Raw genomic sequence first — 13673 nt, 5'->3', positions numbered from 1 at the left:
ATGAAACAAACAATTATTCGAAACGGATTACTCATTGACGGCAATGGGGGTGAGCCTAAACAACATCACATAGTGGTTATTGAGGGCAATACAATCCGATACGTTGGTGAAGAGGCGTCGTTTCAAGCGACGGGTGAAGAGGTTATCATTGATGCGCAAGGAGGAGCAATTCTTCCAGGGTTCATCGACACACACGTTCATATGATGATGGAATTTTCACCGATTGCAGAACGGTTAGCGACCCCTTTCTCGTACATGTATTACAAAGCTGCACAGTACTTGAAAGCAACTTTAGATGCAGGCGTAACCTCTGTTCGCGATGCACTCGGTACGGATTTAGGCGTGAAAAAAGCAGTTGATGACGGTTTGATTCCTGGACCGCGATTACAACTAAGCATTAACGCACTCACCATTACCGGTGGACATGGAGACGGCTACACAGTTTCCGGGAATACGTTAGATATTTTACCTTCCAATTATCCAGGAATGCCACACGGTCTTTGCGACGGAGTGGAAGAAGTGCGGAAAAAGACACGCGAAATGCTCCGTGCAGGTGCAGAAGTCATTAAAGTCCATGCAACAGGCGGTGTGTTAAGCGCAACAGATCATCCAGAATTCACGCAATTCTCTTTGGAGGAATTAAAAGTCATCGTAGAAGAGGGCCAGTTTAGAAAAGGCGTGAAAGTAATGGCGCATGCACAAGGTGCGGAAGGCATTAAAAATGCGGTCCGAGCTGGCGTGCATTCCATCGAACATGGAATTTTCATTGACGATGAAGCGATTGAATTGATGTTGGAAAACGGAACATTCCTTGTCCCTACATTACTTGCACCCGTTGCGGTGTTAGAAACAGCAGCACAAACCGGCATGCCAGATACAGCTGTTCAAAAGTCTAAAGAAGTCATTCAGCATCATGTAGAAAGCTTTAGAAAAGCGTATAATGCGGGTGTTAAAATTGCGATGGGTACCGATGCTGGTGTGATGAAACATGGAACAAACCTACGGGAACTTGGCTTAATGGTCGATGCAGGCATGACACCAATGGATGCGATTATTACTTCGACAAAAAGCGCTGCGGAGTGCTTAGGTTGGGAACAGCAAGTCGGAACACTTGTAACAGGTAAATTAGCTGACATCATTGTTGTAAAAGGCAATCCACTTGAAGATATCCACTCTTTAAGTAGTAACGATTCGATTCAACTTGTCATGAAGGACGGCAAAGTAGAAAAAAGTTTATTATAAAAAATGGCCATTAAGGAGAGGTTCCTTAGTGGCCATTTTTTTAAACTTGGATTTGCAAAGCTTGTTGCAAAGAACTGTACGTTTGAATAGCGGTAAAATCCAATCCTAACTGGACACTCGTTTGAGCAATTTCAGGACGAATTCCTGTCAATGTCGATTCAATTCCAAGCAAGTCAACAATTTGCGTCAATTGATAAATGTGGTTTGCAACCATCGTATCAATTAATGTAACACCTGACAAATCAATATATAAGTGCTCGACATCCAATTCAACACATTTACGAGGTACATAATCCAAAATTGATTGTACCCGGGTCGTATCCACGTCACCAATAATTGGTAACACACCAATTCTGTTCGTTAACTTGATAACCGGGGCATTCAATTCTTCAATCAAACTTTGCTGCGCAGTCAGCCTTGTATGCATGAGCTCATCGTATTTATTTGAAAATTCAATCATCAATTCATCAAATGCAAGATTGATTGCGTTGCTCCAATACATAATATCTGAGCGAAGGATCTGTTCACCTTCTCGATCGACAAATTCATTCACATAATTCCAAAAGATATGGCGGACTTTACTCAGCGCTTCCTGCACTTCGTAAATAGGCGTCCGACTGATGACTCTACTATGCGCAACATGAATCGCCCAACTTTTCTTGTTTTCATCAAATGTTTCTCGACTCGTCAACAAGCTGCTTGCAATCGTAATATTCGTCCATTTGTTTTGTTCCCGCAGCATCTTTTCGGTTTCGTCACCAGCATCTTTTGAATAGATCGACCCTTTAATTGGCTTGCGCGCGGCTAACCACTCATCCGTTATTCCATTGATGTGCGCATGTAAAAAATCAAACAATTTCTGTGTGTTTTCTGACACCAAATCCCCTCCTCCGTACTACCACAAACATCGTTATTTTGTATTGTACCATATAAAAAGGATAAAAACGGATATCCCATGTTGGAATATCCGTTCAATCTCGATTAATTCAGGACTTTAATTTTCACTTTTTTTACGCCCCACTCCATTGCACTTTCATACGATGGAATAAAAACATCAATTTTATTTCCTTTGATTGCGCCACCTACATCACCTGCAATTGCTTCTCCATAGCCCTCAACCCACACTTTCGTACCTAAAGGAATGATGGATGGATCGACGGCAATTACTTTCTGATTTGGATTAGAGCGTAAATCTATGCCAGTGGCTGTGGTCCCCGAACATCCCGTGCAATATGCAGTATAAGCGGTCGCAGTAACGGTCATTTCTTTCCCTTCAGTAGCAGGTGGATTCGCAGCAACTTGTTTAGCAACAGGTTGCTTTTGGACAGGTTTAGGAACAGTAGAAGCAACCGTCACCGCCTTCTTCTCTGGCACCTTGAGGTTATCCTCTACGCCTTCATCGGAAATGACAAGTTCATCTCCCGGATGTATTAATTCACTCGTCAATCCATTCATACTCATTAACGTTTCTAATGGAATGCCATGATTCAAGGCAATCCGATACAGATTATCCCCATTCTCCACAACATATGTGATTGGTTCCGGCTTGAGCAGTTCCAACGGTGGATAAAGATGAGGCATCGTTCCAATCATTTCCTTATCAAACGGAACCTCTTTTATAACAGTATTCTCTACATATTCTTCTATCGGGGATAGTTGTTCAAAAATCACTTCCATCATACTTCTCTCTGAATCATCCATGTCAATAACTGCGGCATGTGTACTCATACTATATGAGAACAACAAAACTGCTGTAGCGATTAGTAACTTCCTTTTCATAAACAAGTATTGCTCCTCTCTTACAATTTCTCACAGTATTGTCCAAAAACTTTCAAAATCAAACATCAACTACACAAAAAGAGACAGATCTTTCGAAAACAACTGGCAATCTGTCAGTGTAAGAGAGTCAATTGAGGTTTACATTGCACAAGAAAGGGCAAAGTAGTAAAAACGATGAACCGAGGTGCATTTGTAATGAAAATTGGAAAGTTGATAAAAACAGCCATTAAATGGGCACCTGTTGTTTATCCATTTGTGCGCAAATTCATGTCAAAAAAGAATCAATCGAGACTCCCACTTAGCAAACGCTCATAACGCAAAAGTTAGGACACACTTCAAAAAGCATGAAGGACATTTCACCTTCATGCTTTTTATATCGTTGGATTCTGTATGGCTTGGCATCTTCGCATAAGATTTTACACATATGTGAATACTAGTTATGACGAATAGGGAGGTCATGCAAATGAGCGCGGATGGTAACCGCAATGATGTGAAAGACTCAACGTACAATAAACTGTTGTATTTGGAACATCCCGAGAAAATCGCTTCTAATCGAATGAGTTTATTTGATATGCATGAAGATATGCAAACTGTCGATACAATTCATTTGGATAATATGAAGGAAGATTTACGGAAAGAGCGTATCCACAAAAACCCGCGTCCCTGACAGTCAATTAAAAGCCGGCATATGCCGGCTTTTTTCATATTGGGCAAATTTCGTATACCCTTCTCCCCAACTGCATTTCCAAAAAACTCATTCCATACTACTAAACACAAAAACATTAATATAAAAATAACCAACTACATTTTGCTAACATAGGTGTTTTTAACTATTTCTTAAAAAACGCAAAGGATACTCTGGATATCACGCTATAAAAAACACATGTAGAAACCTTATTGCATAAGCATTTAACGAACAATACAGCAATTCATCTTCTGCAAGAACATACAGCTAAACTCCTGCTAAAAATCATAACCCCTAGTAACATACTATCAATTTTGCAATAATACATAAATTCAATCTTTTATTAATGTTTTATATATGTATAATTAAAGCTAGACAACTAGACAAGCTACTTTAAACACCATCGAGAACCTGCGCAAATTTCAGGAGAGGAGAGAAGGTGTTTTTTCTATGTCAAAGGGGTGGGTTCTAAAAAAAAAGGGAGGAAGAAAATTGAAGAATCGCAGACGAATAAGGCTATTTAGTATTGTCGCTACATTTCTAATGGTATTTTCGTTGATGTCACCTGGATTTGCTGCTAGCACTTCAAAAGTGAATAAGCAAATACATCATGCAATGAAAGACTCAAATGCCATTGCACAAAACAAAGTAAGCGATCGACTCCTTCAAAGTTTTAAAGACGAAGAAATGGTTACGTTTCTCGTCAAATTCAAAGAACAAGCAGATTCAGAAAAAATTGCATCTGCAGCAAAAGAACAAGCAAGCAAACAAAAACTAACTGGCAAACAATCGGTCTTACTGACAAGATCTGCTGTCGTTTCTGAATTGAAAGCCACTTCATTGGAATCACAGCAAAATGTTTTGCAATTTCTTGAAGCAGAAGTTGAAGCAGGAAATGCAAAAGACCTTACATCTTACTATATCGTTAACGGTTTGGCAGTAACCGCAACGAAAGATATTGCTGAGAAGGTTGCAACTTTCGCAGAAGTTGAAAAAATACTTCCAAACGAAACACGTCAACTTTTCACAACGAAAACTGAAAATGCAACGACTCCTACTTCGGGCATCGCAAACGTAGAATGGAACGTTGAGCGAGTCAATGCACCACAAGTTTGGGGTATGGGCATTGATGGTTCTGGAACAGTTGTCGCAAGTATCGATACAGGGGTTCAATGGGATCACCCTGCACTTAAAGAAAAATATCGCGGGTATAATGCAGCAACAGGTGAAGTGAATCATGACTTCAACTGGTTCGACGCCACCGCAGGACGTTCGGCTGCGTATGACGATCATGGGCACGGAACGCATGTAACGGGCACAATGGTAGGTAGCGAGCCAAATGGTTCAAACCAAGTCGGAGTAGCTCCTGGTGCGAAATGGATTGCAGTAAAAGCATTTACAGCCAATGGTGGAACTGATACTGATCTATTAGCAGCAGCGCAATGGATCCTCGCTCCAACTGATGCAAATGGGAATGCGCGTGTCGATTTAGCACCTGACGTTGTTAACAACTCATGGGGTGGCGGCCGCGGTTTAGATGAGTGGTACCGTGACGTTGTGAGAAACTGGCGTGCAGCAGAAATATTCCCTGAATTCTCTGCAGGGAATACGACTTTATCCAACCCAGGCGGCCCAGGATCAGTTGCAAATCCAGCAAACTATCCTGAGTCTTTTGCTACAGGTGCAACAGACATTAATAATAAGGTAGGAGGCTTCTCGCTACGTGGTCCATCACCTTACGGGGAGATTAAACCGGATATTTCTGCTCCCGGCGTAAACATTCGTTCTTCTGTTCCGGGTGGCGGCTATGAAGGTGGATGGAATGGTACGTCGATGGCCGGGCCAGCTGTATCGGCAGTCGCAGCAATGCTTCGCCAAGTGAACGCGAATATTTCTGTTGATGAAATGGAGCAAGTATTACTAAATACTGCAACAGCGCTGACAGACAACGAATATCCGACTTCTCCAAACCATGGCTATGGTTACGGACTTGTCGATGCTTATGAAGCAGTTTCTTCTATTGTGACAGGACTTGGTACGTTAGAAGGACAAGTGACAATCCAAGGGGATGATAGCGAACCACCAACATTCGATCACACTGCCCCTGTTGAAACGTATGAAGGTATGGATTTACAGCTATCCATTCAAGTTGCAGATAATGTAAGCGTATCTTCAGTAATGATGCATTACTTGGATGGAAACGGTCAATGGGCTGCACTAGAGGCCGTTCGTTCTTCTGGTGATTATCTAGCTGGTCAATACAACGTTACAGTTCCGGGAGATAAAATCTCTGGCAGTGAATTTATCTACAAATGGACGATCAATGATTTTGGTAATAACGAAGTAACTAGCCCTGAGTATACTGTCCAAGTAAAAGCTGGTATTACAACTGGTTACTTTGAAGACTTCGAACAAACACCAAATGGCTGGGTATCTTTCGGAGACATGAACAGCTGGCAATGGGGCGTTCCGACTTCTGGACCTGGCAATGCTGCATCTGGAGAAAAAGTATACGCCACGAACCTCGCTGGGAATTACGATAGTCGAATGAATGCAACACTCGTAATGCCTCCAATCGACTTGCCTGAAGGAAATAGTTACCTTCAATTCAAACACTGGCATAACTTCGAACAATCTTCTTCCGGAAGAGCTTGGGATTATGGACATGTGTTCATTTCAACAGACATGGTCGAGTGGACGCAACTTCTTATGGTCCAAGGGGCTTCCAATGGATGGTTAGACGCTGAAGTAGATTTGTCAGCTTATAGTGGTCAACGTATTTACATCGGCTTCAATGCGTTTTCAGATGGTAGCGTTGTTCGTGAAGGCTGGTATATTGACGACGTTGCTTTAAGCGGCACTTCTCAAACTGGGAATGTTTCAATCCAGCCGATTAAGAACACTTTCGGCTCCCAAAGCGGATTAAGTGGTATGAAGAACAATAATAAACTAGGTGTTATTGTGGAGAAAGGGAAAGATGCGCTTGAAAAACCGATTGACCCTAAATCCATTAAGCCAGTACTCCCTAAAGATGACGTATTAACACCACCGACAAATGACGGGCATGTCGGTCCTGTACTTCTACCGCTAGGTGCTCAAGTGAGCATTTTAGAAACAAATCGTTCTGTCTATACGAATCCTGCAAACGGAAAGTATAAACTGACTCACGGTACAGGAACATTTACAGCGAAAGCTGAAGCATATGGTTATCAATCAGCAGAACAATCCGTCACAATCAATGCAGACGAGACGACAACTGCAAACTTCACGTTAGAAGAATTAGCGCAAGCTACACTAAGCGGCACAGTGACTGATCAATCAACAGGTGAACCGATTGCAGGTGCAACCCTTCTACTCATAGAAGACGCTAACATTACGCCTGTCGAAACGGATGCATCTGGTCAATACGCAATTACTGCTTACGAAGGAGATTACACGTTGAAAGTCGTAGCACGTGGATACCACGGTCAAGAAGCAGCAGTTTCGATCGGTGACCAATCCACATACGACTTTGCATTAGAACCTTTCTTCACATATCCTGGCGGTGAAATCGGGTACGATGATGGAACAGCTGAAAACGCACGAGCATTTTACGATGCTGGAAACGGCTGGGGTGTGAAAATGTCACTACCTGAAGGAAAAGATTCCGGAATCGTCTCTGAAGGAATTTTCCGTTTCTGGGATACAGAATGGCCAGTTCCTGGTGGTACTGCATTTACTGTAGAAGTTTGGGATGCAACGGGCGCAGATGGAACACCTGGCAAAAAGCTTGCTGGTCCAATTGATGCGCAAGCAAAACGAAATGGCGAGTGGACAGTTGTAGATTTAGCAGAACACAACATCGCAGTTAACGGCGATTTCTACATGGTCTATGTCCAGTCAGCGCCAAACCCTTACGCACCAGGCTTAGCGACAGATGAAAACGGACCGAACGCTGGTAGAAGTTATCAGTACGTCGGCGGTGCATGGGCTCCAGCTCCGACGAATGAAGGGAATTACATGATTCGAGCACGCGTCAACTACGAAGTGTTCGAACCAGTTATCACTTCCCCTCAGTCCGGAACAGTGACAAACAAACAAGCAATCACGATTGACGGCAAGGCAACTCCAACAACTACAATCACTTTGCAAAACAATGGCACCGAAGTCGATTCAGTTGTTGTTGGTGATGACGGCAAGTTTTCATTTAACACAACACTTACTGAAGGTGAAAATGAATTCACAGCTGTTTCTTCATTAGACGGTCGCGTCACAGGTACTTCAAGTCCGGTTACAGTCCTTCTGGACACACTGAAACCTGAATTGACAATCGACAGTCCTGCAAATGGCGAAAAAACAAATCGCGAAACAGTGACAGTCACCGGAAAAGTATCGGACGCAAATCTTGAATCCGTCACAGTTAACGGACAAAAGGCTGCCGTTACAAACGGCACGTATTCAAAACGAATTCTCCTTGAACAAGGGGTTAATGACATCAAAGTCGTAGCAAAAGACGCAGCTGGTAATAAAAAGACGCAAAAAGTCTCCATTACAGCGCACTACAACGCACCAGAAATTTCAAACCTAACACCTGCTGAAGATGTTCATTTAGTCACTGGTAAGTCCGTAAAAATCGAATTTACAAGTGATGAAGGACTAAAAGGAAGCTTCATGATTCATATGCCATTGACAAATGTCGGTGGACGCAACGAAGTGACAAATGCTACCGAATTGCCAGTAAGCGAAGTAGCACCTGGTAAATATGTCGGCTACTGGACTGCACCATTAGGCGTTACAGCTGATGGCGCAAGAATTGAAGTAAAAGTAGTCGATAACTTCGGAAATGAAGCTAGAAAAGTAGCAGATGGAAAGCTATTCATTAATGTAGAATCTAATTAATGAGTAAGGTGACGTAAAACTCGCTAGCAGAAAGTCTCGCTAAGCAAATAAAGACTGTCCAGAGAGTCCGTGAAAACTGACTTTCTGTGACAGCCTTTTTGCTCTTTATTCAACTATAAGTAAGGACAGCTCGCCCCTATGTATGTATCAACTCAATGTACCTTCTGTGTATAATGCCATTTCAAATAATACAGTATGCCCGACTTATCTACCCAACTAAATTCAATTAATTGATCATCAATTAATTGACGTAAATCATCTACTGAAATCCACTTTATATCTTCAGTATCATCCCCTTTATCATTTAGAACCCCATTAGCCTGACATCGAAAATAAGCACCTAATGAATCAACAGGACCATTTGTCGTTTGATAAATCGCAAAAGGCCTCACAGCTTCAACATTCGAATTTTTATCATGCGTTTCAATTTTGGTTTCTTCCCCAAAAATCTTTGTAATGTGAAGTCCTGTCTCTTCATGCACTTCTCTTTTTAACCCTTCAAAAAATGACTCGAATTCCTCCAGCCTTCCCCCCGGCAACTCATAAGGTGTATTTTTCTCATTCGCTTTAACCCTTTTTTGAATAACAATTTCAGTTCCTTTAGGACCATTTCTTTCAATTATCCCTCTAACATTTACGTGTATCATTCAAGTCCCCCCGGTTATGTACGATGTGTGCGCCAAGCTTCCGCAATAATTACAACGAATACAGTTCTAGTATCTTGTCCATGGGTAATTCATTAGCGTTACTCATATCAACAAAATAAGGCAACTGCTCTTTTTGAGTTTTCATCGCTTGCTTACTTGTCGGACTATCCCAACTAGGATAAACCCTTATTCCCATCTTCCCTTTCGTCGAACTTGACCTAAGAATATTCTGTTTTAGTAGAACATCTTTCGGAATAATAAACTGTCCAAACTCGCTGTCATTTCTAAAAGTAGTAATAACGAATAAATCAGGTGCTTCGTCATATGAATAAGGTTGTTTTTTATCATTCCCACCTTTTTCCCAACATACAACAAACTGCCCTACTTTGTTTGGAGTTATTTTTGCAACTCGAAAACGAACAGTTCTAGAAGACAATTGAAAGAATCCACCACCATATTTAGCATTTTGCTTTTCTTCTTTAATTGACTTTACAGGTATGCGATTCGGCTCGTATATCACTTTACTTACATAAGCTAATGCTTCATAAAAATCATTCATTCTTCCACTCCTCAAATTCGTGCATTACCCGCTTTTGTTTGACAGAACAGATTAGACTGTATACTCGTCCGAAAGCGGATCTATCGATTTAGTAATAGTCTATCCACTCTAGTAGTTGTTTGTTTAACCAAATGTCAGTTTCTCAATAATCCCTGGCAGTTCACTCAATTCATCGATACAATAATCAGCATTTACATCTTCCCACTGGTTGTCCTTTTTCCAAACACTGAGCATTCCAACCAAACGGGCTGCTTTCACATCGTTCATCGGATGATCACCGACATACATACTTTCGAACGCTTGAACGTTCAGTCTTTCCAAAGCTCGTTGAAAAATAAGGGGATCAGGTTTTCTAATACCCTCTGACTCTGAAATGAGAATCGCATCAAAAAAATGTCCGATTCCAAGAGCCGCGATATTATCCGATTGAAACGGTTCCCTACCATTCGAAATGATGCCTAACTTCAAAGACCTATTCTTTAATGAATCCAACATACTCTCAAGATGTGGAAACGGGACACTGTGGAATTTAAAGTTCTCCATATAATCCTGGAGCAATGTTTCCCATGGCACTTGGATTTGATATTCTTCAACGAGTTGCTGATAGACTTTATCCTTCCATACATATCCTCGACAATCGTATTCAATGAACTTCGACATGTATTGCTGTTTTGGAATGTGACCAAAAACATCTCGATATCGATCATACTGATTCGACACAAAACTAATCACTGAGGCATCACGATTCAATAAAGTACCGTCCAAATCAAAGATCACTGCCTTTATCATAATAATCCCTCCATCATCTACTTAATTATCTAATTATACGCTATAATGAGATAGAAGGTGGTGGATGCTTTGACATTACTCTATCTAACTCCGACTTTTATTTGATAAAACAAATACAGGAGGAATTAATTTGACAAAACAATCTTGGGTACTTCCCTTTTATAAGAAGCAATTTGAACTAATGGATCCGCAAATAGAATTCAGAATGGAAGACGACTTAGCTCTTCAAGTAAAGCAAATCCACGAACAAGTTGGTAAACCGTTTACTACGATGTTGGATATCGGTGCAGGTAGCGGCATATTAGCACGAGCTATGGCCAAAAACGGAACCGAAATGACAACTGTAGAGTTGGTGCCTGAACTCGTTGAATATGCTAAATCATGCTCTCCTGATTCCATTACCATACATTGTGGGGATTTTTACACAATACAATTGCAGCAGCAATTTGATGTTGTCAGTTACATGGACGGTTTCGGTGTAGGAACTGATGAGGAACAACTCTTTTTACTAAAAAGAATAGCAGGTTGGATGAAGGAAGACGGTTGTGCATTGATTGATTTATACCAACCTTCCTATTGGCGTAAAGTGAACGGCCAAGAAATGCAGATTGATGAAGCGTTTCGAAAATATGGATATGATGAAGAGAATGAACGCATGCTTGATACATGGTGGCATACCGATCACCCCGAAGACGCTGTCACACAGTCACTCCGTTGTTATACTGTAGAAGAAATTAGCAAGCTGTGCCAAAAGGCTGGCTTGAAGATCGTTGCGATTTTCCCTGGTGGCGCAATGGATTACGATGAATGGAACTATTCTTCACTCGTATCACTCAATGAATGTCTTGCGTATCGTATCAAGGTAAATAAATAAGTATGTCAGTGATTGTAAAAAGACAAGCCCCTGTTAGATGGGCTTGTCTTTTTGATCTTACTTCTTCTTTGACGGATGCTTCCGCATACTTTTCGTCACTTTCTTCCATTTGTCCCGTTCGGCTACTGCCGCCTGCCGGTTTGTTTTTCGTTCGAGAAATGCAATCTCTTTTTGTAGTTTCACATAGCTGGCATAGCGGTCTTCCGGCAAAGCCCCCGACTGTAATGCCTCTTGGATCGCGCATCCTGGTTCACTAGCATGACCGCAGTCCGAGAATCGACAACTTGTTGCCAGTTCCTCGATATCTTTGAATCCATCGTCGAGACTCTCACTTTCATTCCACAATTGAAACTCTCTCATCCCTGGTGTGTCGATAAGTACTCCACCTGAAGGGATTTTAATGAGTTCACGATGGGTCGTTGTATGCCGACCTTTCGCGTCATCTTCACGAATACCTTGTACAGCCATGGTACCTTCTCCGCAAATCGCATTGACAAGTGAAGACTTGCCGACACCCGAAGACCCTAATAACGCTGCTGTTTTACCGCCTTTTATAAGCTCCGTAACTTGCTCAATTCCCTCGCCCGTCACACTACTGATGGCATAGACGTCAGCTCCTAAAGCAATCCCCCGAGCTTCTTCTATATATATTTCCGGATGATCGCACAAATCCTTCTTCGTCAGGACAACTACAGGTGTCGCACCCGAATCGTATGCTGCCACAAGATAACGTTCAAGTCGTCGGCTATTAAAGTCATCATTCATCGACATGACCAAATAGACAATATCGACATTCACAGCGATGAGTTGTTCCGCAATCGTCGCCCCCGCCGCCTTCCTTGAGAATAAAGACGTTCTCGGAAGTACAGCATGAATGATCCCTCGTTCTTCACCCGGCATCCTTTCGACGACAACCCAATCACCTACCGCCGGGAAATCTCGTCTTTCAACTGCTTCATGTTGAAACGAACCTGAGCAAACAGATAGCCATTCCCCTTCTTCGGTTAGCACGCGATACATCCGTTTATGTTCAAGTGTTACACGTCCTGCTTTATAATTTCCACTTTTCATATCAGCGATTGTTTCATCCCAATTGTTTTGATGAAATGAATTCCAACCGTATGCTTGTAAATTTATCAATTTAAATTCCTCCTGTTATATGCATATAAAAAAGCATGGTCCCAGATCGGACACCATGCTTTCACGCGCATAACAGAATAGACATGCCTATTACTTAGGTATGGCAGGTGAGAGTATGGGTCCGATCATATATACAATAGCCATATTAATTGTCGCCATAAAACATCACCTACTTTCTGAAAGATACAATAATCGTACCAAGCAATTCCCGATTCGTCAATTAATACTTCTAATAAGCACGGAGAATCCAAACTAATATTGCACGATGAAGATTGTAAATATCTTACACTTGCTATCGGCGTATCACATAATAAAAAAAGCAAACGTCTACTCAAAAAACACTTGGAGTAAAAAGCACAAGGATTATCCCCCTTGCGCTCAAACTAGTATTCAATTCACTTAACGCCTTACAATCTTCCTCATCAACCAAAACACGAAATACCCAAACATAACGCCGATTGCATTTAAAATGATGTCATCAATATCTGTACTTCGTCCTATGAAAAACTGAACGCCTTCAATGAAAAAAGTGACGCCTAATCCAATGAATGCAATTTTCCAAAATGAAGCCAACTTCCTCCACAACATTGGAATGAACAATCCGATTGGCGAGAACAAGAACATATTGCCGAGTAAATTCATGATGGACAGGCTACCCCAATCATCTGCATAGCTGTTCGTTTGTAAATAAAGATGCATCGTCTGAAATGGCGTGACATTGACACTCGCCATCTCATTTGCAACCATTACGTCAAAATATAATTCTCCAGTTACCGAATCGACACCGATACTCCATTTCGGGATGATCGTTTGGGAAGCTAAACCGATACTGTATAAGATGAAAATTGCTAATAGACATTCACGTAATTTGTTGACTCGTTTTCTTCTTTTCTTCAAGATGATTACACGCACGAGCACATAAAGTGGCAATGCCGCGATCATGTATCCAAGCATATTCATCGCGTATGTACTAATTAACCCCATGGTGCCTCCTTTTACAAAAAGCTATCGCTCTATTTATTCATATGACAGACATCCAGACGATATCCGTAAGAAAAAGACTGCAAACTTCACAGTCTT

Annotated in this window: 12 protein-coding genes; 5 read left to right on the top strand and 7 right to left on the bottom strand. The window is 41.6% G+C overall.

Annotated features, from left to right (window positions below):
- On the top strand, positions 1-1242 hold the full coding sequence (locus ACVHUV_RS07375) for a metal-dependent hydrolase family protein (RefSeq protein WP_462086604.1): 1242 nt from the start codon (positions 1-3) through the stop codon (positions 1240-1242).
- 40 nt (positions 1243-1282) lie between these two features.
- Here ACVHUV_RS07375 and ACVHUV_RS07370 read toward each other — a convergent pair whose 3' ends face one another.
- Positions 1283-2119: an STAS domain-containing protein gene (locus tag ACVHUV_RS07370; protein WP_462086603.1), complete on the bottom strand. Its 837-nt coding sequence runs from the start codon at positions 2117-2119 to the stop codon at positions 1283-1285.
- Between the two features lie 104 nt (positions 2120-2223).
- The gene (locus tag ACVHUV_RS07365; protein WP_317945816.1) at positions 2224-3021 is read right to left on the bottom strand and encodes a 3D domain-containing protein; all 798 of its coding nucleotides are present in this window, start codon (positions 3019-3021) and stop codon (positions 2224-2226) included.
- Positions 3022-3195: 174 nt separating this feature from the next.
- Here ACVHUV_RS07365 and yxzF point away from each other — a divergent pair, with 174 nt between their 5' ends.
- The 3 genes from yxzF to ACVHUV_RS07355 all read left to right on the top strand — a co-directional run bounded on the left by yxzF (position 3196) and on the right by ACVHUV_RS07355 (position 8584).
- Positions 3196-3336, top strand: coding sequence for a small protein YxzF (gene yxzF, locus ACVHUV_RS18875; RefSeq protein WP_514132984.1), 141 nt, complete (start codon positions 3196-3198; stop codon positions 3334-3336).
- 148 nt (positions 3337-3484) lie between these two features.
- Entirely contained in the window at positions 3485-3688 is a 204-nt protein-coding gene (locus ACVHUV_RS07360) for a YczO family protein (protein WP_317945817.1), read from the top strand.
- Between the two features lie 468 nt (positions 3689-4156).
- Positions 4157-8584, top strand: a complete 4428-nt coding sequence (locus ACVHUV_RS07355) for a S8 family serine peptidase (protein WP_462086602.1) — start codon at positions 4157-4159, stop codon at positions 8582-8584.
- A 152-nt stretch (positions 8585-8736) separates the two neighbouring features.
- Here ACVHUV_RS07355 and ACVHUV_RS07350 read toward each other — a convergent pair whose 3' ends face one another.
- The 3 genes from ACVHUV_RS07350 to ACVHUV_RS07340 form a co-directional block, all read right to left on the bottom strand.
- Positions 8737-9231 carry an NUDIX hydrolase gene (locus tag ACVHUV_RS07350; protein ID WP_462086601.1) on the bottom strand — a complete coding sequence of 165 codons (495 nt, stop codon included), beginning with the start codon at positions 9229-9231 and terminating at the stop codon, positions 8737-8739.
- Between the two features lie 49 nt (positions 9232-9280).
- Entirely contained in the window at positions 9281-9790 is a 510-nt protein-coding gene (locus ACVHUV_RS07345) for a MepB family protein (protein WP_462086600.1), read from the bottom strand.
- Positions 9791-9913: 123 nt separating this feature from the next.
- Positions 9914-10579 (bottom strand): HAD family hydrolase, encoded by a 666-nt coding sequence (locus ACVHUV_RS07340; protein WP_462086599.1) that lies wholly within the window; start codon positions 10577-10579, stop codon positions 9914-9916.
- 181 nt (positions 10580-10760) lie between these two features.
- Between ACVHUV_RS07340 and ACVHUV_RS07335 the strand changes: the two genes are divergently transcribed.
- Positions 10761-11453, top strand: coding sequence for a class I SAM-dependent methyltransferase (locus ACVHUV_RS07335; protein ID WP_462086876.1), 693 nt, complete (start codon positions 10761-10763; stop codon positions 11451-11453).
- A 57-nt stretch (positions 11454-11510) separates the two neighbouring features.
- On the opposite strand, the gene rsgA is transcribed toward ACVHUV_RS07335, so the two are convergent.
- A complete protein-coding gene (gene rsgA / locus ACVHUV_RS07330) occupies positions 11511-12590 on the bottom strand; it encodes a ribosome small subunit-dependent GTPase A (RefSeq protein ID WP_462086875.1) in 1080 nt (359 codons plus the stop codon).
- A gap of 402 nt (positions 12591-12992) precedes the next feature.
- Entirely contained in the window at positions 12993-13577 is a 585-nt protein-coding gene (locus ACVHUV_RS07325; RefSeq protein WP_462086598.1) for a VanZ family protein, read from the bottom strand.
- Positions 13578-13673: the final 96 nt, after the last annotated feature.

Source organism: Sporosarcina saromensis (genome assembly GCF_054901285.1).
This window is presented reverse-complemented; position numbering and strand designations above follow the sequence as displayed.

What these genes read in the sequence shown, in the direction of transcription:
- ACVHUV_RS07375 (WP_462086604.1), top strand. Translation starts at nt 1, where the DNA reads ATGAAACAAACAATTATTCGAAACGGATTACTCATTGACGGCAATGGG.
- ACVHUV_RS07365 (WP_317945816.1), bottom strand. Translation starts at nt 3,021, where the DNA reads ATGAAAAGGAAGTTACTAATCGCTACAGCAGTTTTGTTGTTCTCATAT.
- yxzF (WP_514132984.1), top strand. Translation starts at nt 3,196, where the DNA reads ATGAACCGAGGTGCATTTGTAATGAAAATTGGAAAGTTGATAAAAACA.
- ACVHUV_RS07360 (WP_317945817.1), top strand. Translation starts at nt 3,485, where the DNA reads ATGAGCGCGGATGGTAACCGCAATGATGTGAAAGACTCAACGTACAAT.
- ACVHUV_RS07355 (WP_462086602.1), top strand. Translation starts at nt 4,157, where the DNA reads ATGTCAAAGGGGTGGGTTCTAAAAAAAAAGGGAGGAAGAAAATTGAAG.
- ACVHUV_RS07350 (WP_462086601.1), bottom strand. Translation starts at nt 9,231, where the DNA reads ATGATACACGTAAATGTTAGAGGGATAATTGAAAGAAATGGTCCTAAA.
- ACVHUV_RS07345 (WP_462086600.1), bottom strand. Translation starts at nt 9,790, where the DNA reads ATGAATGATTTTTATGAAGCATTAGCTTATGTAAGTAAAGTGATATAC.
- ACVHUV_RS07340 (WP_462086599.1), bottom strand. Translation starts at nt 10,579, where the DNA reads ATGATAAAGGCAGTGATCTTTGATTTGGACGGTACTTTATTGAATCGT.
- ACVHUV_RS07335 (WP_462086876.1), top strand. Translation starts at nt 10,761, where the DNA reads ATGGATCCGCAAATAGAATTCAGAATGGAAGACGACTTAGCTCTTCAA.
- ACVHUV_RS07325 (WP_462086598.1), bottom strand. Translation starts at nt 13,577, where the DNA reads ATGGGGTTAATTAGTACATACGCGATGAATATGCTTGGATACATGATC.